Source organism: Alteromonas sp. KS69 (assembly GCF_003989595.1).
Taxonomy (GTDB): Bacteria; Pseudomonadota; Gammaproteobacteria; order Enterobacterales; family Alteromonadaceae; genus Alteromonas; species Alteromonas naphthalenivorans.
The window spans coordinates 121,699-147,777 of the sequence record NZ_PYHU01000007.1 but is presented as its reverse complement, the minus strand read 5'-3'; the positions used below and the strand labels follow the sequence as shown (position 1 = coordinate 147,777).

General features: G+C 43.7%; 25 protein-coding genes. 17 read left to right on the top strand and 8 right to left on the bottom strand.

Features of this window, described 5'->3' with window-relative positions; translation table 11 throughout:
- Positions 1-27 precede the first annotated feature (27 nt).
- The gene (locus tag C7Y69_RS06940; RefSeq protein WP_126872219.1) at positions 28-1,899 is read right to left on the bottom strand and encodes a DUF885 domain-containing protein; all 1,872 of its coding nucleotides are present in this window, start codon (positions 1,897-1,899) and stop codon (positions 28-30) included.
- A 163-nt stretch (positions 1,900-2,062) separates the two neighbouring features.
- Between C7Y69_RS06940 and ansA the strand changes: the two genes are divergently transcribed.
- Positions 2,063-3,070 (top strand): asparaginase, encoded by a 1,008-nt coding sequence (ansA, locus tag C7Y69_RS06935; RefSeq protein ID WP_126872218.1) that lies wholly within the window; start codon positions 2,063-2,065, stop codon positions 3,068-3,070.
- 9 nt (positions 3,071-3,079) lie between these two features.
- Complete coding sequence (locus tag C7Y69_RS06930) at positions 3,080-3,922, top strand: DUF2797 domain-containing protein (protein ID WP_126872217.1); 843 nt, start codon at positions 3,080-3,082, stop codon at positions 3,920-3,922.
- 284 nt (positions 3,923-4,206) lie between these two features.
- Here the strand turns inward: C7Y69_RS06930 and C7Y69_RS06925 are convergent, their stop codons facing one another.
- Together C7Y69_RS06925 and C7Y69_RS06920 are read right to left on the bottom strand one after the other, a co-directional pair.
- A complete protein-coding gene (locus C7Y69_RS06925; protein ID WP_126872216.1) occupies positions 4,207-4,758 on the bottom strand; it encodes an NAD(P)H nitroreductase in 552 nt (183 codons plus the stop codon).
- A gap of 91 nt (positions 4,759-4,849) precedes the next feature.
- Positions 4,850-5,467 carry a DoxX family protein gene (locus C7Y69_RS06920; RefSeq protein WP_126872215.1) on the bottom strand — a complete coding sequence of 206 codons (618 nt, stop codon included), beginning with the start codon at positions 5,465-5,467 and terminating at the stop codon, positions 4,850-4,852.
- 60 nt (positions 5,468-5,527) lie between these two features.
- Between C7Y69_RS06920 and C7Y69_RS06915 the strand changes: the two genes are divergently transcribed.
- The 3 genes from C7Y69_RS06915 to C7Y69_RS06905 all read left to right on the top strand — a co-directional run bounded on the left by C7Y69_RS06915 (position 5,528) and on the right by C7Y69_RS06905 (position 8,236).
- Positions 5,528-5,737 (top strand): hypothetical protein, encoded by a 210-nt coding sequence (locus C7Y69_RS06915; RefSeq protein WP_013784382.1) that lies wholly within the window; start codon positions 5,528-5,530, stop codon positions 5,735-5,737.
- Between the two features lie 101 nt (positions 5,738-5,838).
- Positions 5,839-7,704, top strand: coding sequence for a signal peptide peptidase SppA (gene sppA, locus C7Y69_RS06910; protein WP_013784383.1), 1,866 nt, complete (start codon positions 5,839-5,841; stop codon positions 7,702-7,704).
- A 25-nt stretch (positions 7,705-7,729) separates the two neighbouring features.
- Complete coding sequence (locus C7Y69_RS06905) at positions 7,730-8,236, top strand: SprT family zinc-dependent metalloprotease (RefSeq protein ID WP_312847917.1); 507 nt, start codon at positions 7,730-7,732, stop codon at positions 8,234-8,236.
- 56 nt (positions 8,237-8,292) lie between these two features.
- Here the strand turns inward: C7Y69_RS06905 and yfbV are convergent, their stop codons facing one another.
- Positions 8,293-8,742: a terminus macrodomain insulation protein YfbV gene (yfbV, locus tag C7Y69_RS06900; protein ID WP_013784385.1), complete on the bottom strand. Its 450-nt coding sequence runs from the start codon at positions 8,740-8,742 to the stop codon at positions 8,293-8,295.
- 606 nt (positions 8,743-9,348) lie between these two features.
- On the opposite strand from yfbV, the gene trxB reads away from it, so the two are divergent.
- The 4 genes from trxB (at position 9,349) to infA (ending at position 12,118) form a co-directional block, all read left to right on the top strand.
- Positions 9,349-10,314 (top strand): thioredoxin-disulfide reductase, encoded by a 966-nt coding sequence (trxB, locus tag C7Y69_RS06895; RefSeq protein WP_013784387.1) that lies wholly within the window; start codon positions 9,349-9,351, stop codon positions 10,312-10,314.
- A gap of 53 nt (positions 10,315-10,367) precedes the next feature.
- Complete coding sequence (gene aat, locus C7Y69_RS06890) at positions 10,368-11,114, top strand: leucyl/phenylalanyl-tRNA--protein transferase (protein WP_013784388.1); 747 nt, start codon at positions 10,368-10,370, stop codon at positions 11,112-11,114.
- On the top strand, positions 11,111-11,824 hold the full coding sequence (locus C7Y69_RS06885) for an arginyltransferase (RefSeq protein WP_013784389.1): 714 nt from the start codon (positions 11,111-11,113) through the stop codon (positions 11,822-11,824). The genes aat and C7Y69_RS06885 overlap by 4 nt, the downstream gene beginning before the upstream one ends.
- Before the next feature lie 75 nt (positions 11,825-11,899).
- Positions 11,900-12,118, top strand: coding sequence for a translation initiation factor IF-1 (gene infA / locus C7Y69_RS06880; RefSeq protein WP_013784390.1), 219 nt, complete (start codon positions 11,900-11,902; stop codon positions 12,116-12,118).
- 362 nt (positions 12,119-12,480) lie between these two features.
- On the opposite strand, the gene clpA is transcribed toward infA, so the two are convergent.
- Entirely contained in the window at positions 12,481-14,757 is a 2,277-nt protein-coding gene (gene clpA / locus C7Y69_RS06875) for an ATP-dependent Clp protease ATP-binding subunit ClpA (RefSeq protein WP_013784392.1), read from the bottom strand.
- Positions 14,758-14,781: 24 nt separating this feature from the next.
- Positions 14,782-15,102 carry an ATP-dependent Clp protease adapter ClpS gene (gene clpS, locus C7Y69_RS06870; protein WP_013784393.1) on the bottom strand — a complete coding sequence of 107 codons (321 nt, stop codon included), beginning with the start codon at positions 15,100-15,102 and terminating at the stop codon, positions 14,782-14,784.
- Positions 15,103-15,300: 198 nt separating this feature from the next.
- On the opposite strand from clpS, the gene cspD reads away from it, so the two are divergent.
- The gene (gene cspD, locus C7Y69_RS06865) at positions 15,301-15,519 is read left to right on the top strand and encodes a cold shock domain-containing protein CspD (RefSeq protein WP_013784394.1); all 219 of its coding nucleotides are present in this window, start codon (positions 15,301-15,303) and stop codon (positions 15,517-15,519) included.
- A 408-nt stretch (positions 15,520-15,927) separates the two neighbouring features.
- Here the strand turns inward: cspD and C7Y69_RS06860 are convergent, their stop codons facing one another.
- Entirely contained in the window at positions 15,928-18,147 is a 2,220-nt protein-coding gene (locus C7Y69_RS06860) for an NADP-dependent isocitrate dehydrogenase (RefSeq protein ID WP_126872214.1), read from the bottom strand.
- Between the two features lie 423 nt (positions 18,148-18,570).
- Between C7Y69_RS06860 and C7Y69_RS06855 the strand changes: the two genes are divergently transcribed.
- The 7 genes from C7Y69_RS06855 (at position 18,571) to C7Y69_RS06825 (ending at position 25,611) form a co-directional block, all read left to right on the top strand.
- A complete protein-coding gene (locus tag C7Y69_RS06855) occupies positions 18,571-19,113 on the top strand; it encodes an rRNA large subunit pseudouridine synthase E (protein ID WP_057792274.1) in 543 nt (180 codons plus the stop codon).
- 301 nt (positions 19,114-19,414) lie between these two features.
- Entirely contained in the window at positions 19,415-20,542 is a 1,128-nt protein-coding gene (gene mnmA / locus C7Y69_RS06850; protein ID WP_126872213.1) for a tRNA 2-thiouridine(34) synthase MnmA, read from the top strand.
- Positions 20,542-21,168 (top strand): high frequency lysogenization protein HflD, encoded by a 627-nt coding sequence (hflD, locus tag C7Y69_RS06845; protein WP_013784398.1) that lies wholly within the window; start codon positions 20,542-20,544, stop codon positions 21,166-21,168. The genes mnmA and hflD overlap by 1 nt, the downstream gene beginning before the upstream one ends.
- Positions 21,169-21,182: 14 nt before the next feature.
- Complete coding sequence (gene purB, locus C7Y69_RS06840; RefSeq protein ID WP_013784399.1) at positions 21,183-22,550, top strand: adenylosuccinate lyase; 1,368 nt, start codon at positions 21,183-21,185, stop codon at positions 22,548-22,550.
- 68 nt (positions 22,551-22,618) lie between these two features.
- The gene (locus C7Y69_RS06835) at positions 22,619-23,908 is read left to right on the top strand and encodes an adenylate/guanylate cyclase domain-containing protein (protein ID WP_013784400.1); all 1,290 of its coding nucleotides are present in this window, start codon (positions 22,619-22,621) and stop codon (positions 23,906-23,908) included.
- Between the two features lie 59 nt (positions 23,909-23,967).
- Positions 23,968-25,134, top strand: a complete 1,167-nt coding sequence (locus tag C7Y69_RS06830) for a JmjC domain-containing protein (protein WP_126872212.1) — start codon at positions 23,968-23,970, stop codon at positions 25,132-25,134.
- A 9-nt stretch (positions 25,135-25,143) separates the two neighbouring features.
- A complete protein-coding gene (locus C7Y69_RS06825) occupies positions 25,144-25,611 on the top strand; it encodes a GNAT family N-acetyltransferase (RefSeq protein ID WP_063458464.1) in 468 nt (155 codons plus the stop codon).
- Between the two features lie 35 nt (positions 25,612-25,646).
- Here C7Y69_RS06825 and C7Y69_RS06820 read toward each other — a convergent pair whose 3' ends face one another.
- Positions 25,647-26,069, bottom strand: a complete 423-nt coding sequence (locus C7Y69_RS06820) for a DUF4826 family protein (protein WP_126872211.1) — start codon at positions 26,067-26,069, stop codon at positions 25,647-25,649.
- Positions 26,070-26,079: the final 10 nt, after the last annotated feature.

The window sequence follows — 26,079 nt, the reverse complement described above, 5'->3', positions numbered from 1 at the left end:
CAACTTACTCGCCTTAGCTTTTAGAATTTAGATTTTAGATTTTACTTCGTCTATCCACATCGACATCTTGTCACTCAAGATAGGCATTGGCATTGCCCCATCGGTCAGTATATTGCTGTGGAACGCTTTAATATCGAAGTCGTCACCTAAGGCTTCTGTGGCTTGATTACGTAAATGTCTGATATGACGTTCTCCCACTTTATACGCTAACGCTTGACCAGGAATAGAAATATAACGTTCTACTTCTGCCACCGCATCAGACTCAGCCATTGATGAGTTATCAAGCATATACGCAATGGCCTTTTCGCGGCTCCACCCCTTAGCATGCAGCCCTGTATCAACCACCAGGCGCATAGCACGAAGCTGTTCGTCGTTTAGTCGTCCGTACCACATGTAGGGGTCGGTAAACATGCCAAGCTCTTTTCCTAAGCTTTCCGCATACAAGGCCCAGCCTTCACTGAACACGGTATAGCCGTTGAATTTTCTAAACAAAGGTAAACCTTCCACTTCTTGCTGAATAGCTATTTGGAAGTGATGACCAGGCGCCGCTTCGTGAATACTAAGGGTTTCCAAACTAAACTTTGGCTGCGCTTTTAAATCACGAGTGTTGATATAGAAAATGCCGGGTCTACTGCCATCAGGGGCAGGAGACATGTAGCTAGCTGCTGCCGATGACGCTTCACGATAAGGTTCTACCGCTTTTACAATATAATCAGCTTTCGGAAATACGCTGAAAAGCTTGGGCAAACGGGCGTCTATATCCTTTTTCACGTCGGTGTACGCTTTAATTAAGGCTTCATCAGACTCGAAGTAGAATTTATCGTCAGTACGAAGATGGTCGAAGAACGCCGCTAGGTTTCCTTCAAAGCCCACGATTTCTTTGACCGCTTTCATTTCACCTAATATGCGCGACACTTCAGATAACCCAAACTCATGCACTTCATCGGCACTCAGCGCTAAGGTGGTATTGTCTTTAATTTTGTACTCGTACCACGCCTTTCCGTTCGGTAAATCTGAGTAACCTACGGTAGCGCGAGTGTGGGGCAAGTATTCTTCTACTACGAAGTCGTGCAATTTTTGATACGAAGGTACAATCATTTCAGTGATCATTCCTTCATAGGCTGCGGCTAAACGCGCTTTTTCATCGTCGCTAATGTTTTCATTTGTTTCAAGCTGTTTTACTGGACCGTAAAACACACTCTCAGAGGCCTTTTTAACAACGTGAGCACTTAACTGCGGCACCATTTTTTCGGTGATAGCAGTCGGTAAAACCACGCCTTCCTCAATGCCTTTTTTCATATACTGGATTACGCTATCGATAAACGCTACGTAGCCTTTAGTACGTGAAATAAAGTTTTCGTAGTCTTTTACCGTAACAAACGGCTGGGCAGATTGACCCGAGCCCAGCATGGGGAAAAAAGTATGCACACCATACATTTGATTAATTGGCATGTACTGGCTACCAAACTCGTATCCCGCAATGCGGTGTTCTCTGTCGTTTTTGAAAATATGGTAGCTGATCCAGTCTTGCCCAGAAAGTTTAGACGCATCAATAGCATTAATGGCTGCTAAATACGTTTGCTCGTGCGCCTTTGATTTTGCGATAGACGCCTCGCTTAAAGGCTCGTTAAACTTATCGTTATAATCGCTCACGCCATAAAATGTCGCCATTACTGGGTTTTGTTCCAACGACTCGTTGAAATATTTAAGCGTTAAGGCGGCTAATTTTTCTGCCTCGGTTTTATTTGCATCCACTTCCATGATGTCTTTAGTTTCACTAACCGCAGACTGCAATTGTGTAGAAACCGCTGTATTGTCTTGCTGATGCCCTAAAGCGGGTGCAGCCATTAAGCCGCCCACTATGGCAGCACTAAGTAAACTTATCTTCATTGTTTTCATTATAAAAATAACCTGTCGTGTATTTATTATTAATTTACCGCCCAATATTGCCTGTTCCCCCCTAATGATTACAAGGTTTTTGCGCGATCAGGATGACTTTAGTCTGCGGGCTGTTAGAATGCCGTCATTCTGCCTAAACCCACAAAAGAAGTGAGGTTACGCAATGCGTAAACATATCTATATTGCCTACACAGGCGGTACCATCGGAATGAAGCCATCAGATCATGGTTATGTTCCAGCGGCTGGGTTCCTTGGTGATACATTGAATGACATGCCTGAGTTTCATCGTAGTGAAATGCCATTATTCACACTGCATGAGTACGATAACCTGATTGATTCATCGGATATGAACCCTTCTGATTGGCAGCGCATTGCCGATGATATTGCAGAAAACTATGATAAATACGACGGATTCATCATCTTGCATGGCACAGATACCATGGCGTATACCGCATCTGCGTTAAGCTTTATGCTGGAAGATTTGACCAAGCCTGTGATAGTTACTGGTTCACAAATTCCTCTTGCAGAGCTGCGTTCTGACGGTCAAGTTAACCTGCTAAACGCGCTTTACGTTGCGGCTAATTTCCCCATTGCAGAAGTCGGTTTGTTTTTCAATAACCGCTTATTACGGGGAAATCGCAGTCGTAAGGTAGATGCCGATGGATTCAGTGCCTTCGATTCACCTAACTTCCCACCACTTCTTGAAGCAGGTATTAACATCCGCCTTAAAGCCGGTGAACTTGCCACTAAGTCAGATAAACCCCTGAAGGTTTCGAGTGTAAAAGCTCAGCCCATTGGTATGGTAAGTTTGTACCCTGGCATTTCTTCAGAAGTGCTTAAAAATACCTTACAACAACCGGTAAATGCACTCATTTTATTAAGTTACGGCGTGGGAAATGCCCCCCAAAGCCCAGCCCTAATTGCTCAATTAGAATATGCAAGGGACAGGCAAATACCGGTGCTTAATTGCACCCAGTGTATGCGCGGTCGCGTCAACATGGGCGGGTATGCCACTGGGCATGGTTTACAAGAAGTGGGCGTGTTATCTGGCAGCGATATGACCCCCGAAGCAGCATTGGCAAAATTACATTATTTATTAAGTAAGAATCTGCCGTTTGAAACCATTAAAGCCAAGCTTACCCAAAACCTCTGCGGCGAGCTAAGCGAATAGGAATACACCATGACCACATCTTATAGCGGTGCGCTTAGAAAAATGCGCACTCATGCTGACGACAACAACACGGTAAACTACCAGCTTCCTATTGGAGAACACAAGGTAGATATAAACCCAGTTATCGGCCAAAAGGTTTCCCTAGATTTTACGGGCGACATTAACTGCGTACATTGCAATAGAAAGACCAAAAAAAGCTTTAGCCAAGGCTATTGCTACCCTTGCTTAATTTCATTAGCCCAATGCGATAGCTGTATTATTAAACCTGAAAAATGTCACTACCACGAAGGAACATGTCGAGAACCGCAATGGGGCGAAGAACACTGCTTTAGCGAGCACTTTGTGTACTTAGCTAACACCGGCAATGTAAAAGTCGGCATCACTCGCCACGTTACTGATGGGGTATCGTCCCGCTGGATGGATCAGGGTGCTACCCAAGCCACGGTCATGTTACGCGTAACAGACAGGCTCACCAGCGGCCTAGTGGAAATGCTTTGCAAAGAGCATATTGGCGATAAAACCAATTGGCGCACTATGTTGAAAAGTGCACCAGAACAGGTTGATTTACTTGAGGTAAAAGCCACTATATTGTCGAAAATTGCTGATGGATTAGCTCAAATTCAGCAGACAAAAGGGATACAAGCGGTGTCTGAAGCCGATGGTGAAGTGCATAACATTCACTACCCTGTTGATACTTATCCTGAAAAAATCAAATCGATTAACTTAGATAAAACCCCAGAATTTGAAGGCGTACTCACTGGAATTAAAGGCCAGTATTGGATGCTGGATGGCGACCGTGTTATCAATATCCGTAAATACGCCGGATACAATGTAAATCTGCATGTAGGATAAAGTTTGGGATAAGAGGTGGCTCAAATTGTAACACCGCCCCTTCCCGCGCAATCCGTGCAGATAATGTTGTCCTATACTTTGTCTGCACGGTTAGCTTTCTGCCTAAGCGTGTAACATAAAGTTTGTAACGCAAAGCTCGTAACGTTAATCTCGTAGCGCTAATCTCGTAGCGTTAATCTCTTAGCAATAACCTTGTAATGCAAAGCTCGTCACATAAACCTCTTAGCACCAACCCTATAGCATAAAGCGTGAAACTGCCGTCCAGCATTCAAAAAGCTAGGGGGTTAGCGCCAATATTCAAAGTAGTCAGAAGTATCACGTTCGGGTTTCGCCGCAGGTTCAAACGCTGGCGTACCTAAATATAAAAACCCAACTATCTCGTCGTCATCGTTTAAATCAAAACCACGCTTTACCGTATCGCAATGGGCATAACTTCCCGTTCTCCACATGCCATTAAACCCCTGGGCTACTGCAGCCATTTGCATAGCCATCACCCCACACGATGCAGAAGCAATTTGCTCTACACGGGGGACTTTTTCATGTTCAACATGCTTAGCAATCGCCACCACAATCATAGGTGCTCGACGAGGTAACTGCACTGCCCGCTCAATTTCTTTCTCAGACTTATCGTTATCGATAGCAGATTGCTCATATAAACTGCCTAGTTTATCTAGCCCTTTACCCTCACAAACGATAAAACGCCACGGCGTTAAACACGCATGATCAGGGGCACGAAGTGCAGCTTGCATAATGTTTTCAAGCGCATCACCTGACGGAGCAGGCGCAGTAAGTCTAGGTTGAGAGCTTCTGTTAAGCAGTAACGTAAGTGCATCCATTTCAGTATCCTATTATCGAACAAAGCGTTATGAAGATCCTACGTTCTATTATGAGAAAAGACCAGCATAGCGGGTCTATTTTAGGGGCAGGCTACCTAAAGTTGTTATCTCGCAACTTAGGGCGAAAGAAGTAATCAATACTTACATAGCGACCACCCCCATAGAAAAATAGCACCAGCAGCATCACAAAATAGGTAGCACCGAATTCAATACCATTATTTAGCACCACTAAACTACCACTGGAAGTAAGCCAATCGTAGTTGCCATACGTTTGCAGTAAAGATTTAGCAGCACTTAATTTCTCAGGTGCCGCCATGACACTGTCGTTCATCAAAATAGTGCCATCGGCTAGCCAAGATGATGCATCGGCAATGGCTAACCACCCGTTGTCGATGTGCACGGTGAATATGGCCACTAACATGGTTACCATCAACGGAATAGCCACCAACCTAGTAAGTAAACCGAGTAATAAGAATATACCGCCTACTAACTCAGCAGCAGTGGCTAGAAAAGCAAGCACGAGCGGAAATGGCAATCCCAATCCATAGTCTTCATTACCAAACCAGTCAACAATGGACGAAAAGCTGCTCGCCTTATTCCAACCAGCTTGAATCATGACAGGGGCTAAATAAAGCCTTAACAACAGTAATGGTATTCCATCTGCCACACTTAGTTTTTTAAAGAGGTTCGCGTATAATTGTTTTATCATTATCAAGCGCCTTGTTAATGGAGTTTGGTTTTTAACGTATTGTTATAGGAACGTGATGAAGTGAATAAACTTTCACTTAACAATAGAAAACAACCACGGGATACGCAAAAAACATCACCGCTTAAGCGGTTGTTTGTGCGTGGCCACAAAAAAGTAGGCTATAAAAAGACCACTGGCGACTTAATGATGCAACTAAGCGCGAATGATCATAAGCACATCGCTGAAGTGATTGCGCAATGGCTAACAGATGACGAGAATGCCCATAAGTGAGTGACTTTGCGGTACAATCACAAACAATTACAAATAAGTTAGCGATCTAGTTTCGATTCGGTAACATAATAGAGTTAAACAAACAGAAGGTAATGTAATTTATGGCTGCCAAAGGAAACTGGACTAAATCCTTATTTATTGGCCTGTGGACGGTTTTAAACTTCACCCGTAAGCTTTTTTTCAATGTCATTTTTCTGGTGATTTTTGTTGGCATAATCATTGCGATTACCTCTCAAGAAGACGACCAACTTACGGTTAAAGCGAATAGTGCGCTTTTACTTACGTTGAACGGACAACTTGTTATTGAAAAAGAGTCTGTCGATCCCTTTGAACAGTTTTTACAAGATGCCATGGGGTCAGAGCCTGATAACCCAGAAGTGCTAGTGCGTGATGTCGTAAAGGTTATCGAAAACGCTAAGCAAGACAGACGGATTAAAGCGTTAGTTTTAGACCTTCAAGGTTTATCTGGCGGCGGTTTAGACAAACTTCGCACAGTTGCGCGCGCCATCAACGATTTCAAAACCTCTGAAAAGCCTGTTTACGCTATTGGTGACTACTACACTAAAGAGCAGTACTACCTTGCGTCTCATGCGAATCACGTTTATCTCAATCCTATGGGTTCATTACTGCTAGATGGCTATGGTCGTTATGGCATGTATTTCAAAGATTTCCTGGAAAAACTTAAAGTTACTACACATATTTTCCGCGTGGGTACTTATAAATCTGCCGTAGAACCACTTATTCGCAACGATATGTCTGAAGCGGCCAAAGAAGCTGAGCGTAAATGGTTAGACGGTTACTGGCAGCAATATAAAGAAGACGTTGCTGCGGCCCGTGGCATCCCACTTTCCAACTTTGATGAAACCTTGGAAGGCTTACTGGCTAAGTTTGAACAAGCTGGTGGGGATTTTGCAAATTACGCATTACAAAATAATTGGGTAGATGCACTAAAAACCCGAGAAGAGGTTCGCGTTGAACTTACCGGTCTTGTGGGCGAAAACGAAGACAATCACGGTGTTAACGTGACTAACTTTAACACCTACTTGAAAGTCGTTAATCCTCCCCTACCGTCTATCAATAGTGACATCGATAAGGTGGCTATTGTGGTAGCGAAGGGCACTATTTTAAATGGCAATCAAAAAGCGGGCACCATTGGCGGCGACAGTACTGCACGGTTATTGCGTAAAGCACGTCTAGATGAAAACGTTAAAGCAGTAGTACTGCAAATAGATTCCCCAGGGGGCAGTACGTTAGGTTCAGAGATTATCCGCCAAGAAGTACTTGAGTTGAAAAACGCAGGTAAACCGGTGGTGGTTTCTATGAGTACTTACGCTGCATCAGGCGGTTATTGGATTGCAGCAAACGCCGATCGCATTTTTGCCAGCCCAAGCACTATTACTGGCTCTATCGGCGTATTCGGCATGTTTATGACATACGAAAACTCACTTGATTACTTAGGCATTCATAGTGATGGTGTTGGCTCGAATGAGCTAGCGGGTTTCTCAGCAGTACGCCCTTTAGCACCAGAATTTGGTCAAATTTTGCAACGTAATGTTGAAACTAGCTACGGTAACTTCTTATCTTTGGTATCGAACGCTCGAGATATGACGGTAGATGAAGTAGATGACGTTGCACAAGGCCGTGTATGGATTGGTACCGACGCCTTAGAACTTGGACTAGTTGATGAACTGGGCACGCTAGAAGACGCTGTTAATGCCGCGGCAGAATTCGCTGCACTAGAAAACTACGATACATTCTATGTTCAACGTACACTTTCAGCACAAGAACTGTTTTGGAAAGAGTTCTTCGGTCAAGCCTTTACGTTTGTTGGAAAGTGGCAGTTTGCTAACTCAGACTCTGCGCTAATTAATGAATTTAAACGTGTATTAGGCGAGTTCAGTATTTTCAACGAACTGAACGACCCGATGGGTACCTATATTCTTTGCCTGCAGTGCCAAGTAGAATAATTAGTCACGTAGGTAAGGTACTACTATAGCAAACCATGATTTAACCTCTCTACAGCGTCAGCACATTGCTGATGCTGTAGAAGGCTGCTACCAACGCGCTGATGAATATTTTAAGCGCACATTCCCCCGCCCTGCGCTTACCTTTAGACGCTCTGGTAAAAATGCAGGCACTGCGTTTCTTCAACAAAATCGCATTAACTTACACCCCGAACTATTCAAACAGAATGAACACGAATTTTTCGAAGATGTCATTCCCCATGAAGTGAGCCATTTACTTACTTGGCAATTATTCAAAAAGGTAAAACCCCACGGTGTGGAATGGCAGGCGATTATGGTTGATGTGTTTAAGCGTCCGGCTAACGCTACCCACAGTTTTGATGTAAAAGGCGTGATTGGTAAGTTGTTCAACTATGCCTGCCTTTGCAGTTCACACCAACTGACAATAAGACGACACAACAAAATTTTAAAAGGGGCGCAGTACAAGTGCCGAAAATGCAATGGCGTACTTGTAGAAGAAAAGTTAGTTAATTAGTTGGTTAATTCGCTAGCTCGCGAACGTGCTTCGACAAAGTAACAAGCAACCGTATTTTAGCGGAACCAATGTTTAGTAAATACATTATCTAAATCATTAAAAGCAGTTTTGAGCAACGCTGCCAATTCTTTATATTTCGGTTTCGATTTGACCGACGATACATTACAACCTTCAGAGCGCATCTTGCTGTGAATATCTAGATACCAGCTATTTAACTGCGGTGGTAAGTATTGGTTTGAACGATGACCCAACCACAATAATCCCTGAAGCGGAATACTGAGAAAGAATGCACCTATAGTGATAGTTTGGGGGAAATAGTCTGTGCCCATGTTCTGAAGTAACAGTGCGCAAGAGAGTATCGCCGCAGGTGGCATGGTCTTTATAGCAAAACGCGTGGCTGCAACCACCCTACATTCAGGGAAGTAGGCATACAGTTCTTTTTTGACGGGCCAGGTTTTCATGTAGTGCTGGCCATCTTTTAGCATTGTTATCACAGACTGTGACATAAACCACCTCATTTCGCTTCAGTAAGTAGCGCACTCTGGATACTTGTTCTTATTCACTAATAGCCAGTTGGCGCCGCTTTAACGCCGTATTGGCTCGTGACTATCGCAAATTAAAACGCTATGCATATTTAAACGCTGTTTTTGCCATAAAGCTCAGTGATAATACAAACACTTAATTATTACCCCAGCGCTCAAGGTTAATATGGTGTCTAAACATGATTTCTAAAGCACAGATTTAACGTATTGCTACAACATGAATTGTAATACGAATTTCGCCTAATACAACGCAAGTTCGTCGCAATATCGCCGCCTTTTATTATAAATAATTTAAAAACAGACTTAATTGCATAATTAATTATCACCAAGTACATCAGATGGGTGACTTTTCATCATCATGAAGGCATCATAATGCCCTTCTTTCAGTGCTATTGTGCGAAGGTATCGTGTTTTTCAAAGGTATTGGCCGATTAGCAGTTGAAAAAGCAAGGTACAGTCCTTACCTAGCTACCTATAGCGTAGTGACAGCGCGACAGACAGTTGGCAAGCTTCGCTTCAAAATTATAGCAGAATTCAGCCCGGATAAATGGGCATTAGTTGGAGATACAAATGGCAGATAACAGACATGTTCGCCTACTTATTTTAGGATCGGGCCCAGCAGGCTACTCAGCGGCAGTTTATGCAGCTAGAGCAAACCTAGAACCTGTGCTTTTGACGGGGATCCAGCAAGGCGGACAGCTTACTACGACCACAGAAGTAGAAAACTGGCCAGGCGATCCTGAAGGACTAACCGGTCCTGACCTTATGGTTCGTATGCAAAAGCATGCAGAGAAGTTCGATACTGAAATTATCTTCGACCATATTAATAAAACAGACTTAACCAAGCGTCCTTTCACTCTTTATGGTGACAGTGGCACATACACGTGTGACGCCTTAATTATTGCCACAGGTGCATCTGCTAAATATCTTGGTATGGAATCTGAACAAGCGTTTATGGGTAAAGGGGTTTCGGCCTGTGCTACCTGTGACGGCTTTTTCTATCGTAACCAAAAAGTAGCGGTCATTGGCGGTGGTAATACCGCAGTGGAAGAAGCCTTGTATTTATCTAACATTGCGTCTGAAGTTCACGTTGTGCATCGCCGTGATACTTTCCGTAGTGAAAAAATTCTTGAACAGCGTCTTCGCGACAAAGCGGAAAATGGCAATGTGGTATTACACTTAGACCGTACCCTTGATGAAGTCATGGGTGACGAAATGGGTGTAACGAAAATTCGTATTAAAGAAACCGATGGTGAAGCCACCGAAGAAATTGATGTAATGGGTCTTTTCGTGGCTATCGGCCACAAGCCTAATACTGACATTTTCGCTGAACAGCTTGAAATGAAAGACGGCTACATTGTGGTAAATAGCGGCTTGCATGGCAATGCAACGCAAACCAGTGTTGAAGGTGTATTTGCTGCCGGTGATGTGAGCGACCATATCTACCGTCAAGCAATAACGTCTGCGGGAACAGGCTGTATGGCTGCGTTAGATGCAGAAAAATACTTAGATGGCTTTATGCCTGAGCAAGGCTAAGCCTTGTTCGATTTCAAGCCCTGCCATTTTCAGGGCTTGATGTCTTTCCTTTTATGATAGCGCTGCCTTATTTAGACATTGATACACCCTTTCCTCCTGTATCTGAAGCACTTGACGATCCAAACGGCCTACTAGCCTTTGGCGCAGATCTTAGCGCCCAGCGTCTTTTTTCTGCCTATTCTAGCGGAATATTTCCTTGGTTTAGCGATGATGAACCCTTGTTGTGGTGGTCGCCCAATCCACGTTCTATTATCGAGTTAGATGATTTTGTGTGTTCGAAAAGTTTACGCAAACTGGCTCGACAAAAGCGCTACAAGGTGACGTTAAATCACGCCTTCGATTCTGTGATTAATGCCTGTGCCAATATTCCACGTAAGAATCCGAATTCACAAGCGCCCAGTCAAGACACCTGGATAACAGAAGATATGCAAAAAGCTTACAGTTATTTGCATCAGCTTGGTTTAGCGCATTCGGTAGAAGTGTGGGACGGTGATGCGCTTGTTGGAGGCTTATACGGCGTAGGTGTAGGGAAAGTGTATTGCGGTGAGTCTATGTTTCACAAACAAAGCAACACCTCTAAATTGGCTATGCTAGCGTTAGTTGAGCACATGAAGCGTAACGAGATGGCATTCATTGATTGTCAGCTGCCAACGGATCATCTTGCCTCACTGGGTGCGAAAACAATTTTCCGTAACGAATTTATTGAAAAACTGCAAACTAGCAACCACACTCTAACCGATGAAGGCTCTTTAACTACCGACTACATGCATCAGTGGCATCCGCAGGTTATCACACCGTGAGATTTGGAATTACGCAATCTTTTGATTGTAGCTATTTGCCCAATCAACAAGAACAATTACTGGTTTATGCCGAATCAGATAACCAGCTTGCGTGGCGTTACGGTCAACTTATTCAAGTAGGGTTTAGACGCAGCGGTGAGCAAATCTACCGCCCACACTGTCCAGACTGTCATGCCTGTGAATCGGTAAGAATACCGGTGGCTACTTTTTGTCCTTCTAAAAGTCAAAAGCGTATACTCAATCGCAACCAACATTTTGTAGTAACCAGCGCCAAGAGCGCCAATCATTTATATTACCCATTGTACGAGAAATATATTTGCGCCCGGCACACCGATGGTAGTATGTATCCGCCTTCTAGCGAACAGTTTGAAAACTTTATTTTGTGCGAGTGGAAACGCCCCCAATTTATTGAAGCCTACGATGGCGATACGTTGATTGCAGTAGCAGTGACAGACACCATCGACAATGGCGAAGAGCATCAAGCCTTATCGGCACTTTATACTTTTTACGATCCTGATTATCACTCATCGTCTCTTGGGACGTGGATGATCATGATGCAAATCGAGCAGGCAAAGCAACAAGAACGAGATTTTGTCTACTTGGGATATTACGTAGAAGAATGCCAAAAAATGTCTTATAAGCATAAATTTTTCCCTTATGAGCAATTTTCTGGCAACAAATGGCACCGTTTTGATAAAAAACCTGCTTAATCGCTTTACACGCAACGCAAGATTGGTTAATGTCTGCGCGGCAAAAAATTTGAATTACTGAGGTAACTGCTTTACATGGCAAAAGAAGATTGTATTGAAATGGAAGGTACGGTTCAAGACACCCTACCTAATACTATGTTCCGTGTTGAACTAGAGAATGGTCACGTAGTGACAGCACATATTTCTGGTAAGATGCGTAAAAACTATATCCGAATTCTTACTGGCGATAAGGTCACTGTTGAGATGACTCCTTATGACCTAACAAAAGGTCGTATCATTTATCGCGCCAGATAATGAGCCATTAAGCGGTCAACGCATTCCAAAAAAAAGCCCAATGTAAATCATTGGGCTTTTTTGTATGTGTAGAGTTAAGCCCCGCGAAGGCATTTGGCAGTACCCTAACGCTTGGGGTTTAGCATTAAAGTGTTTGGGTTTGCATTTGGGGTTTGGGTTTAGCGCTTAGTATTTGACACTTAGAATTTGGCACTTTGCATCAACAGGCAATCAAACTGCCTAGCCCTTTCACGTTTATCGCGTTTATCGCGTTTATCGCGTTAGAGGCTCAAGGTTTTAAAAACAAAAAAAATGCCACACCCTTTCAGGCGCAGCATTTTTTATTCAACATTACACGTCTAGTGCAACAAGGTCACTAGGTGTTAGCTAGACTCTGTTTCTTCTTTAACTGCATCAACGCCCGAATATTCAAACTCCAACTTATCGTCGTTCAAATCTACTTTAACGTCGCCGCCTTTCGTTAATTCACCAAACAGCAATTCATTCGCCAGTTCTTTCTTAATCTCTTCTTTGATTAAGCGAGACATAGGACGGGCACCCATGGACTTGTCGTAGCCCTTCTCGGCTAAATAAGCACGTGCTGCAGGGGTAACCTCTAAAGATACTCCTTTAACGTCCAGCTGCGCCTGAAGCTCGATAATGAACTTATCAACAACCTGCAAGATAACCTCAGCATCTAGGTGATTAAACCAGATGATGCCGTCTAAGCGGTTTCTGAATTCAGGGGTAAACACCTTGTTGATTTCAGATAGCGCATCGTGGCTATGATCTTGCTGTTTAAAGCCAATAGACTTGCGCACCGTTTCTTGTACACCCGCATTGGTCGTCATTACCAATACTACATTTCTAAAGTCTACCTTGCGGCCATTGTTGTCGGTAAGCGTACCGTGATCCATGACCTGCAACAGAATGTTGTAGATATCACTGTGCGCTTTCTCGATTTCATCTAGCAGTACCACTGAGTATGGGTTTTTAATAACCGCATCGGTTAACAATCCACCTTGCTCAAAACCTACATAACCTGGAGGCGCACCAATCAAACGGCTAACCGCATGGCGTTCCATGTACTCAGACATATCGAAACGAACCAACTCAACGCCCATTATTTTAGCAAGTTGCTGCGTGACTTCGGTTTTACCCACACCGGTAGGCCCTGCAAACAAGAAACTACCAATTGGTTTTTCTTCCGCACCCAACCCTGAACGCGATAGCAAAATAGCGTCGTTAAGCGTCTCTATGGCTTTGTCTTGGCCAAACACCATCATTTTAAGGTTGCGGCCAAGGTTCTTAAGTACTTCTTTGTCAGACGCGGAGACAGACTTTTCAGGGATTCGAGCCATCTTCGCAATAATCTGCTCAATATCCCCTACCCCAATCGTTTTCTTACGCTTCGATTGCGGCAACAAGCGCTGGCTTGCACCGGCTTCATCCATCACATCAATAGCCTTATCAGGCAAGTGACGTTCGTTTATGTACTTAGCCGAAAGCTCAGCTGCAGCCTGAATAGCTTTTTGTGTATAGCGTACGTTGTGATGATCTTCATATCGGCTTTTAAGGCCAAGTAGAATTTTGGTAGTGTCGCTTACGCTTGGCTCAGTCACATCCACTTTTTGGAAACGACGGGCCAAGGCTCTGTCTTTTTCAAAAATACCTTGGTATTCCTGATAAGTTGTTGAGCCAATACAACGAAGTTCACCGCTTGAAAGCTTAGGCTTCAGCAAGTTAGATGCATCCATAACACCGCCAGATGCCGCACCAGCACCAATGATGGTATGAATTTCATCAATAAACAAAATGGCGTCTTCGTCTTTCGATAATTCTTTCAATATCGCTTTTAAGCGTTTCTCGAAATCACCACGATATTTAGTGCCGGCTAGTAGGCCACCTAAGTCTAGCGAGTAAACGGTACTGTTGCTGATAACTTCAGGCACGTCTTCGTTTACAATTCGATAGGCTAACCCTTCAGCAATAGCGGTTTTACCTACGCCAGCTTCACCCACAAGCAGCGGGTTATTTTTTCTACGGCGACACAAAATCTGAATCGTGCGCTCGACTTCTTTATCGCGCCCAATCAATGGGTCTACCTTGCCTTCTTTGGCGTGGCGATTTAAATCTGTCGCGTATTTACTTAGTGCCGACCCGCTTTCTTCACCGCCTTCACCCTCTTCACCCGTTTCTGGGTTAAGTGGCGCATCATCTTCGGCTTTACTCACACCGTGACTAATGAAGTTAACAATATCTAAGCGGGTTACATCAGACTTTTTGAGAATGAAAACGGCTTGAGACTCTTGCTCACTGAAAATAGCCACGAGTACGTTGGCACCAGTGACTTCTTCTTTACCAGATGATTGCACATGGAAAACTGCACGTTGGAGCACGCGCTGAAAACCTAAGGTAGGCTGTGTTTCTCGTTCGTTCATTTGCTCGTCAAGAATCAACGGGGTAGTGTCTTTAACGAAAGAAATCAGCTCACTTTTAATTGCTTCAATATCCGCACCGCAGGCATGCAGTGCTTCACGGGCTGCCGAGTTATCAAGTAGCGCCAGCAATAAATGCTCGACCGTCATAAACTCATGGCGATGTTCTCTGGCAAATACAAACGCATCATTCAACGTCTGTTCTAATTCTTTATTTAACATTTCGCTCGCCCTCTACAAATTGACTTACGCCTGTTCCATAGTACACATAAGCGGATGATTGTGCTTACGCGCATACTGATTAACCTGCATCACCTTGGTTTCTGCTATCTCAGCAGTAAAAATGCCACAAACCGCCTTACCTTGGTAGTGTACTGTTAGCATAATTTGATGCGCTTTCTCAGCATCCATATTGAAAAATTGCATGAGCACTTCAATTACAAAATCCATTGGCGTGTAATCGTCGTTGTTCAACAACACTTTATACATTGGCGGCGGCTGCGTTTTTTGGCGCTGCGCGTCTTTGAGTTTTTCCCTTTCGATGCTAATGGCGTTGTCTCTACTCATAATTAATAATAGTGCTTTGTTGGCAGATGTCTCACTAACTTTAGGATAAAATTAATTCACATTTGCACTTGACATAATATGGTTAAAAAATCTACATTTTAGAGGTGACGTTGTTGTTTTCAAAACACGTCACGCTGCCTTCAATTATATTGTGGGGGCATAATCGTGTTAGTTCAAGGATTAAGAGGAAGTCGAAGTATGGCGATTGGCAAAGTTAAATGGTTTAACAACGCGAAAGGATTTGGTTTTATTGTACCTGAAGATGGTGGTGAAGATATTTTCGCACACTACTCAACTATCCAAATGGAAGGATATCGCTCACTTAAAGCTGGTCAAGAAGTCACGTATGACGTGCAACAGGGCCCTAAAGGCCTACACGCCGAAAACATAGGCTTTAAAGAAGAACCAGAGCGTTAAGTAACACCGAACATATTCTACAGAAGCCTGTTGTTGCCTACTTAGGCAGCAGTGGGTTTTTTCTTAGGGAGTCGACAATCGTTCACTCTCATAGATGAGTCTGCTCTACTCTTTTTATTAAATTTTCTTTATTTCCTCGCAACGCTTCTTTTAATTATTACTTATTTTTAAATATTCTGAGTTTAATTCAGATAAATTGCCTTTCTGCTCACTCACATTGTTAGATTAAATTGCACTAACCAGCAAAAAACCAAAATTAATTAGCATAAAGATAAGTAAATTTTTTAAAAATTTACTCCGATAGGATTGTTTTAAATGTTAATAAATATAAAAAAAGCGCCCCTGACTATTTGGTCAGGGGCGCTTTTAAAACAGGTGACTAAAAAATCAGTAACCTATTTAGTTTTATTAAGCGTTTAGAATCGCTTTCAAGGTTTCACTAGGCGACATAGTGGCCTCTAGTTTCTCTGAATCAGGGTAGTAGTAACCACCGATATCCTGAGGCTTACCTTGAGATTCATCAATCTCAGTAATGATTGTATCGATTTTAGCCGATAGTTCGTCATATACCGCTTTAAACTGCGCCGCTAAGTCAGCGTCTTCAGTTTGGTTAGCCACTTCTTCTGCCCAGTACAAACCAAGATAAACGTGGCTACCACGGTTATCTAATTGGCCAGCTTTACGCATTGGTGACTTACCATTGTTTAGCAGTGTCTCTGTCGCTTTGTCTAACGCTGTAGCGATAATCTTAGCTTTCTTGTTGTCGTGCTTAATTGCCACGTCTTCAAGTGAAACCGCTAACGCCAAGAATTCACCTAATGAATCCCAACGAAGGTGACCTTCTTCAACGAATTGTTGAACGTGCTTAGGTGCACTACCACCTGCGCCAGTTTCATACAAACCGCCACCTGCCATTAGAGGCACAATTGAAAGCATTTTAGCACTGGTGCCGAGCTCAAGAATTGGGAACAAGTCAGTGAGGTAATCACGCAGTACGTTACCAGTTACTGAAATAGTATCTAGTCCGCGAATTGCACGTTCCATGCTGAAACGAATCGCGCGAACAGGTGCCATAATTGAAATGTCTAAACCTGACGTATCGTGGTCTTTCAAGTAGGTTTCTACTTTCGTGATCAGCTGTGCATCGTGAGCACGCTCATCATCTAACCAAAATACAGCTGGCATACCAGATTGACGTGCACGGGTAACTGCTAGCTTAACCCAGTCTTGAATAGGTGCGTCTTTCACCTGACACATACGCCAGATATCATCTTCTTCAACAGCATGCTCCATCAATACGTTACCGTCTTGATCGACAACTTGTACTGTACCGTCAGCTTCTATTTCAAACGTTTTATCGTGTGAACCGTACTCTTCAGCTTTCTGCGCCATCAAACCAACGTTAGGTACTGTACCCATTGTAGTTGGATCGAATGCACCGTGAGTTTTACAGAAGTTAATCACTTCTTGGTAAATAGTGGCATAAGTACTTTCAGGAATAACCGCTTTAGTATCGTGCGACTTTCCATCCGGTCCCCACATTTGACCTGAGTTACGGATCATTGCAGGCATTGAAGCATCTACAATTACGTCACTTGGTACGTGTAGGTTAGAAATACCTTTGTCTGAGTTTACCATTGCGATAGGTGGGCGGTCGGCATAACAAGCATTGATGTCTTTTTGAATTTCAGAACGCTGAGACTCAGGAAGGCTAGCAATTTTATCGTATACGCTACCAAGACCGTTATTAGCGTTAACGCCTAGCTCTTCAAACAAGTCGCCCCATTTTTCGAACAAGTCTTTGTAGAATACTTTAACGCAGTGACCGAATACGATGGGGTGAGACACCTTCATCATTGTTGCTTTAACGTGTAGCGAGAATAAAACGCCTGTGTTTTTCGCATCTTCAATTTGTTCTTCGAAGAATTCACACAAGGCTTTTTTGCTCATGTACATAGCGTCAATAACTTCACCAGCAAGCAAGCTTACTTTAGGCTTAAGCGTTTTCTTGCTGCCGTCTTTTCCGGTGAACTCAATGCTTACGTAACCTTCTTTTTCTACAGTTACTGATTTTTCACCTGAATAGAAATCGCCACCGCGCATGTGCGCTACGTGAGTACGTGATGCTTGTGACCACTCGCCCATTGAATGCGGGTGCTTGCGCGCAAAATTCTTAACCGCAGTAGGTGCGCGGCGGTCTGAGTTACCTTCACGTAATACAGGGTTTACTGCACTACCTAGAACCTTGCCGTAACGCTCACGAATCTCTTGGTCTTCGTCAGTTTTAGGCGAATCTGGGAAAGCCGGTACGTTAAAGCCTTTTTCGTTTAGCTCAGCGATAGTGGCGCGCAACTGAGGAATAGACGCACTTACATTTGGTAGCTTAATGATGTTAGCTTCAGGATCTTGCGTCATTTCACCAAGTTCAGATAACGTATCGGTTACACGTTGCTCTTCAGAAAGAAACTCGGGAAAAGTAGCCAACACACGGGCCGCAAGAGAAATATCGCTTAGCTCTACTTCAACATCAGCAGCACTAGCAAACTTCTTAATAATAGGAAGCAACGAGTACGTCGCCAGCATTGGCGCTTCATCTGTTTTAGTATAGATGATCTTAGACTTGGTCATTATGTACCTCAATGTTGTCGGTAGCGTACTACCGTTTTAGTCCATTAGTCGCACTAACACAAAGCATGTGGAAAGCCTTCGGTCACTACGATACGTAATTGATGTTTTATGTTCTGTTGCACTTAACAACAGAACCACTTGTTGTTTTCGTCCTCGTGCTGAGATTAACGCAACCTTCATGCACTCAACACGAATGGGCAGTCTGTTATTTTTATAACTGCGAACATTAGTATAAGGTCGAAACTTTTAGTTACAAGTCATACCATTGTCTTAACCGACGACTTGCCTGAATTTCGCCGAACTTCCCGCACATTTTTATGCCCTTTATTGTTTTAGCTTTGTCTTACTCGGGCAGTTTTTCGCGCATTGTGGTAGGCTTTAGCGATAGAAGGCATCCTAAGAATAAGAGTAATTATTCACACCATGGCAAACGAAAGCAAAATCGTACTTTTCAACAAACCTTTTCAAGTACTGTCTCAATTTACTGATGCAGACGGCCGAGAAACCCTTAAGGATTATATTGATGTACCAGGGGTATATGCTGCCGGTCGACTAGACAGAGATTCCGAAGGGTTATTGGTGCTGACTAACGACGGAAAGCTACAACATAAATTGGCACACCCCGAGGCCAAAACCAGCAAAACCTATTGGGTGCAAGTGGAAGGCATTCCTAACGAGGCTGCGCTAGACGCCTTGCGTAACGGGGTAGAGCTTAAAGACGGCATGACCAAACCAGCCAAAGTTGTAGCTATAGATCCTCCTGAATTATGGGACAGAAACCCGCCAGTTCGTTTTCGTCAAGCTATCCCGACTAGCTGGTTATCTATCACAATCAGTGAAGGCAGGAACCGCCAAGTTAGGCGTATGACCGCCCACATTGGTTTTCCTACATTGCGTTTAGTGCGCTATCGCGTGGGCAATTGGACCATTGATGGCATCGATAATGGCAAATACGTGTGTTTCTAACATTGACGCTAAAACAATGCCGATTTCTTCAAACGCTTATTCAAACGCCCAATTGTGTGTTTCGCTATTTAATAGACCAATATAACGATGAGACCTCACTATGATTACGTTCATTATTAGTTATAGCTTTTTGGTTTATTGAATTTTTAAACTCGGCGCTTGAAATACGCTTTTAAACGACCAATTTACGCTTCCCGACACTAAAATCTGTCGGTAAAGCAAAACGATTGAACACAATCGCTTTATTATGTGAATTGGTGGGCTTTATCTGGTAAAATCCGCCACCCTGAAATCAACCTAAATGAGTGTTATCTACGTTGTGACTGATATTGAATCAAACGCGAGCAAAAAAGTAATCGTCGGAATGTCCGGCGGCGTCGACTCTTCCGTTTCTGCCTACTTGTTGTTACAGCAAGGCTATCAGGTGGAAGGCCTGTTCATGAAGAACTGGGAAGAAGATGATAATGATGAATATTGCTTAGCCGCCGAAGATTTAAAAGATGCACAAGCCGTCGCTGACAAACTAGGTATTGAGCTTCACACCATCAATTTTGCCGCTGAATACTGGGACAACGTATTTGAGTATTTCCTAGAAGAATATAAAGCAGGCAGAACGCCTAACCCCGATATCATGTGCAACAAGGAAATTAAGTTTAAAGCGTTCCTTGAATTTGCTGCCGAAGACTTAGGTGCAGATTATATTGCTACCGGTCATTACGTGCGTCGCCGCCATCAAGATGGCAAGTGGCAGCTATTGCGCGGGTTGGATGAAAACAAAGATCAAAGCTACTTCCTCTATACCCTAGGTGAAGAACACGTAGCGAAAACCTTGTTCCCTGTGGGCGATATTGAAAAGCCACTGGTACGTAAAATTGCAGAAGAACAAGGGCTAATCACCCACGATAAAAAAGATTCTACCGGCATATGTTTTATTGGTGAGCGTAAATTCAAAGACTTTTTAGGCCGCTACTTACCTGCCCAACCCGGCATTATTGAAACCGCGGAAGGGGAAGAAATTGGTAAACATGAAGGCTTGATGTATCACACCCTAGGACAACGCAAAGGGCTGCACATTGGTGGCCATGCTAAATACGGTGAAGAGCCTTGGTATGTGGTAGATAAAGACGTAGCACGCAACGTATTAATTGTAGGCCAAGGTGCCGACCACCCTCGCCTATACTCTAAAGGCTTGGTGGCAAAACAACTGCATTGGGTAGACCGTACTACTATTACAGAACCTATGCGAGCAGTGGTAAAAACTCGTTATCGTCAAACTGATATCCCCTGCGCAATCGCGCCAATCAATGATGATATGATTGAAGTTATTTTTGATGAGCCGCAAAAAGCGGTTACACCTGGTCAATCTGCCGTTTTCTACCTAGATGAAGTGTGTTTAGGCGGCGGAATTATTGAGAGCTATATCCGTTAATGTTAGATACCGACGTAGAAAATAATTTAGCTTTGGCTGGCGTTTGCCAATCGGCGGCGCTTGTGCAAAGCCTTGCAAGAAAAGGCACCGCAAACGACGAAGCGGTGGAAGCGAGTCTTTCCAGTATATTGGTTACCGATCCTGAAAATCCACAGCAAGTGTTCGGCAAGTTAAGTAACCTTGAAGTAGGATATAAAACCTTATTCGCACAGTTATCAGATAAACAACAGAGCAAAGACACCGAGCTGACCCGTTATATTGCCAGCATTCTTGGTCTTGAAAGAAAACTTGCACGTAAACCTGCCGCCATGAAAGAACTGGCAGAGCGTATTTCTCACGTGCAGCGTCAATTGGCGCATGTAGACTTTCAAAACCCGCAAATTGTGTCGTCGTTGGCCAGTATATATAGCGATATTATTAGTCCATTAGCACCGCGTATTCAAATTGCGGGTAATCCGGATCATCTTGGCCAACCGGCTACGCAGCACAAAGTTCGCGCTATATTACTTGCAGGCGTGCGCGCCGCGGTAATGTGGCGTCAAATGGGTGGTAAACGTCGGAACATTTTGTTTCGCAGAAAACAAATTTTAAATAGCGCTGTAAAGGCGCTCAGGCTGATAAACTAGTTAAGGAGCTGAAGGTGGAACTGAGTCAGTTAACTGCAATTTCCCCTGTCGATGGTCGATATGCTGGAAAAAGCGTAGAATTACGTAGTATTTTTTCCGAATACGGCTTACTGAAATACCGTGTTGAAGTGGAAGTACGTTGGCTGCAAATGCTATCGGCGAACACTAAAATTGAAGAAGTTCCTGCGTTTTCTGATACCTCAAACGCATTATTAGATGCTATTGTGGCTAACTTTAGTGTTGATGATGCTATGCGCATTAAAGATATTGAGCGCACCACCAACCACGATGTTAAAGCGGTTGAATACTTTCTAAAAGAGCAAGTGGCTAGCAACAGCGAATTATCTGCTGTGAACGAGTTTATTCACTTTGCATGTACCTCTGAAGATATTAACAACCTTTCTCACGGCCTAATGCTTACCGAAGCCCGTGATACCGTGTTGCTACCTTACTGTGACAAACTTATCGATGCCTTAATAGCACTTGCCAAGGAATACCAACATATTCCAATGATGGCACGTACTCACGGCCAACCCGCCTCTCCTTCTACCATGGGTAAGGAAATGGCTAACGTGGCAATGCGTTTGAAGCGTCAACGCGCACAAATTGCTAAGGTTGAAATTTTAGGCAAAATTAATGGCGCCGTAGGTAACTACAATGCCCATTTATCTGCTTACGCTGATGTAGACTGGCACAGCGAGTCTGAAAAGTTTGTCACATCGCTAGGCTTATCGTGGAACCCATATACCACGCAAATTGAACCGCATGATTATATTGCCGAGTTGTTTGATGCAGTAGCCCGCTTTAATACCATTCTTATCGATTTCGATCGTGATGTGTGGGGTTATATTGCTCTAGGTCACTTTAAGCAAAAAACCATTGCCGGTGAAATTGGCTCTTCAACCATGCCGCATAAAGTTAACCCTATCGATTTTGAAAACTCGGAAGGTAACTTAGGCCTAGCTAACGCTATCTTTAATCACTTGGCCGCGAAGCTTCCTATTTCTCGCTGGCAGCGTGATTTAACCGACTCCACCGTACTTCGTAACTTGGGTGTGGGTGTAGGTTATGCGGTAATCGCTTATCAAGCTACCCTTAAAGGTATTAGCAAGTTAGAAGTTAACGAGCAAAGCTTGTTGAATGAACTTGATAACAACTGGGAATTACTAGCTGAGCCAATTCAAACGGTAATGCGTCGTTACGGTATTGAAAAGCCTTACGAGAAATTGAAAGAGTTGACCCGTGGTAAAAAGGTTAACGCTGAAATCGTGGCTGAGTTTATTGATAACTTAGACATGCCAGAAGCAGCAAAAGCTGACCTTAAAGCATTAACACCTGCAAGCTACATTGGTGATGCAATCAGGCTAGTAGATCAGTTATAAAGGCATCGCCTTTTCCATACACTTAAAAACGCGGCCAGTCCGCGTTTTTTTATGGTTGGGATTTAGGCATGCTTACACACAAAACATTTCATTCAAAAGCGGCAATAATTCACGCAACTGCACGCTTTTTTGCCCTGTGCTTGTTGTTACAAACACCGCTATTGATGGCGTATGCTCACTACAGCGCACACCATATTGCACTGTGGTGGAATCTGACCTTTCATATTCTTTGTGCATTTACCACGCTATATTTGTGCAACAAAGGCCTGCCAACGCGGGCCCGTACACTGCTGTTAACCAGCTATTACAGCTATATTGTGCTAGCGACATTCCTATGGCGTGGCGACATGTACATTCAGCACTTTTTATTGATTGGCTGCTTATGCTGTGTGGGGGTATTTAGCCAGCATGAGCAACGTCCACGACTTTACTGGGGGTTGCTTTTCGCCCTAACATTCTGTGCTATTGATGGCCTATTTAGCTACTCACTTCACGGTTGGCAAGGCGCTATTCGTCGTAGCAATAGTATTACCCTAACTCTAGCCAGCGTGGGACTTATACTGACCTTGCATGCTCATAGCCGGCGCCACCTTCATCACCTTGCTGTGAACTACCGTCATACACGGCAATTGTTGATAAAAGCAACCCCTGCCGCCAAGCTTACAAGCGCTTTTACTCCCCCTTTGAGCCATGTTCCGAATACTCCTTTAAGTAGGTTTTCAAGTAGTGCATCAACAGGCTTTTCGACCGGGCTAATGCGGCAAAGCTTCTCCTCGGCCTGTGTGTTATTTGCAGATATAAAAGGTTATCAAACACTGGCCCCCTTGTTTGGAGAACAAAAAGTGATAGAGGCATTGGATGCCTTTTACAGCCAAATTGATGTGTTAGCCGCTGCCCATAAAATGTACCCAGTAAAAACGAATGGCGATGAATACATGGCGGTTAGCGAACTGTGTATGTTTCCTCCTTTAAGTGCTTCAAATGGCAAACAAAAAGGCGAACAAAAAAGTGCACATCATATAAATAACGGCGTGTTGTTTGCGCTTGCTGTTACCGCCACCTTTAAAATCTTTGCGTTAAAAGAAGGTTGGCCTTGCCAAATTCGTATCGGCGTTGCAGCAGGCCCTGTTACTGCTGGCATGCCTAGAAGACAGCACGGCATTTTCGATGTGTGGGGCAACACGGTTAATTTGGCGTCTATGCTAGAACAACATTGCAAAGGGAATGCTGTTACCGTTTGCGATAGTACATTTTCTCATTTAACCGCTGAAACCCAAGCTAAATTCTGCCCCATTTTAATTGATAGCAAAATTGGTGAATTGGCCGCCTTCGAACACCGGCTTACTAATACACACTAAGCTAGTAACCCTTTATAGAATAAACGATAATACCCCCATAGATGCGTGGAGATTACTTAATGAAAGAATTCGATATAGAACATTTTCTATCTCATTATTGGCAACAAAAGCCTGTTGTATTACGTGGCTTTTTTCAAGATTTTGAAGATCCTATCGATGAGCACGATTTGGCCGGCTTAGCCCAAGAAGAAGAAATAGATAGCCGACTACTAAGCTTTGAAAATACCAGTGGCAACCCAGCGGATGGCGCAGGCGAATGGAAAGTTCATCAAGGGCCAATTCATGATTTTGAAGCCGTTTGCGAAGGTGCATGGACACTACTTGTACAAAGTGTAGACAGGTACGTACATGACGTAGCTGACATTCTTGAACCCTTCCGCTTTCTTCCAAATTGGCGTTTAGACGACCTAATGGTAAGTTTTGCCACTAAAAATGCAGGTGTTGGCGCGCATATCGACCAATACGATGTATTTTTAGTGCAGGGAAAGGGTCAGCGTCGTTGGCGCGTAGGTAAGCCTGGAGAATACAAAGAAGTATTCCCACACCCTAAACTTCGTCAAATTGAAGGCTTCGACCCTATTATTGATGAAGTACTAAACCCAGGTGACGTACTGTATATTCCGCCGGGTTGGCCTCATGATGGCAAAGCGTTGGAAGACTGCTTAACCTACTCTGTAGGCTTTCGTGCCCCTGAAACCAGTCAGCTCGCCGATAGCCTTTCGTTAATGTTAGAAACCAGCGACATTAATGTGCGATTTACCGATTCAGGTAGAAAGTTGTCAATGCCTTCGGCAGTGGTTGAACCCAGCGATATCGCCGCGTTGAAAAAACAGCTCATCACGGCCATTAATTCAGATGACTTCACCCATGCATTGCTTGAATCACTAAGTGAACAAGGCCTTCCAGAGTATCCACCTGAGTATTTATATACTGATAGCCAAATTACCGCAGGGTTTGAAGAAGGTGAGGAGTTTGCAGCCGCCCCTGGAGTACGTGCGCTCATTGCAACAGATACTGAAAACACGACACCTTCTCACCAAGGTCGCTTCTTTTATGTTAACGGCGAACGTTTCAGTTATAACAAAGAAGATGAGCAATGGGTTCAGCTTTTATTGAACAACGACGTACTTTTTGCCGAAATCCTGCCTGATCTACCCTCTTTTGCGTTTTTAGCAACATTAACTACACTTGTAAATAAGGGTTACTGGGAATGGATAGAAGCGTAACGCAACCACATGGCTTATACGATAGAGAACGTCGATTGGGCAAGGGATAAGCATCGACTTAAAGCAATCAGGGAAGATGTATTCGTTTTGGAATGGCGAGTACCCCAAGACAGTGAATTTGATGAGCGCGATGCCAGCGCTTTTCATGTACTGCTTTTGGAAGATGGTGAAGAAGCTAACCAACCCATTGCAACGGGGCGGTTAACTCAGTGTGGAGAAATTGGCAGGATCGCAGTGAAGCGCGGTTACCGAAACATGTCTGTTTATCGTGCGCTGTTTGCGGCTTTAATAGAAGTCGCCAATCGCCATAACGTCACTATTTTAAAAGTAAGCTGCAGCCTTGATAGTGTGTCGTACCATCAAGGCTTAGGCTTTAAGCCCGAAGGGCAAGTGTTTATGGACGGTGGCGTAGCACGTCAGCGCATGCAATGCCCTGTAGAGCGTTTTCCATTCCCCGATGTTTCACAAATGCATTAACTATCACATTAGCCATTGCATCAATAAAGGTTAGCTTAAACGCCTTGCCATAGTTCATCTTGGTTTTGTATGGCGTGCAGGCCTTCTGCTCTACTTTCTAATAATTCCGCATACTCCAACGACGATGCATCAGCACTGTCTGACTCGCGTAAATTTGCCGCCTTCAACTGCCACGACATTGCAAAGTGTTTAATCGCTTCGCGAGCATTAGCCGCCGTAGCCTCAGGAATAAAGTCGGTAGGCAAATCGCCACTCATCACCCAATAAAATGCATTATTAGTATCTTTGATTTTCCATACTGCTAAATAGGGTACTAAATAACGGCTTTCGTTTGTCACCACTGATTCGTATAGCACACCATTTTCGGCGAGATGTTTGTTTGCTTTTTGAAATTGCTCACGCACCCATTCACTGCGTTGCTGATCGGTCATTTCATTTTGTGGTGTATTGTCTGTCATATTATTCTCT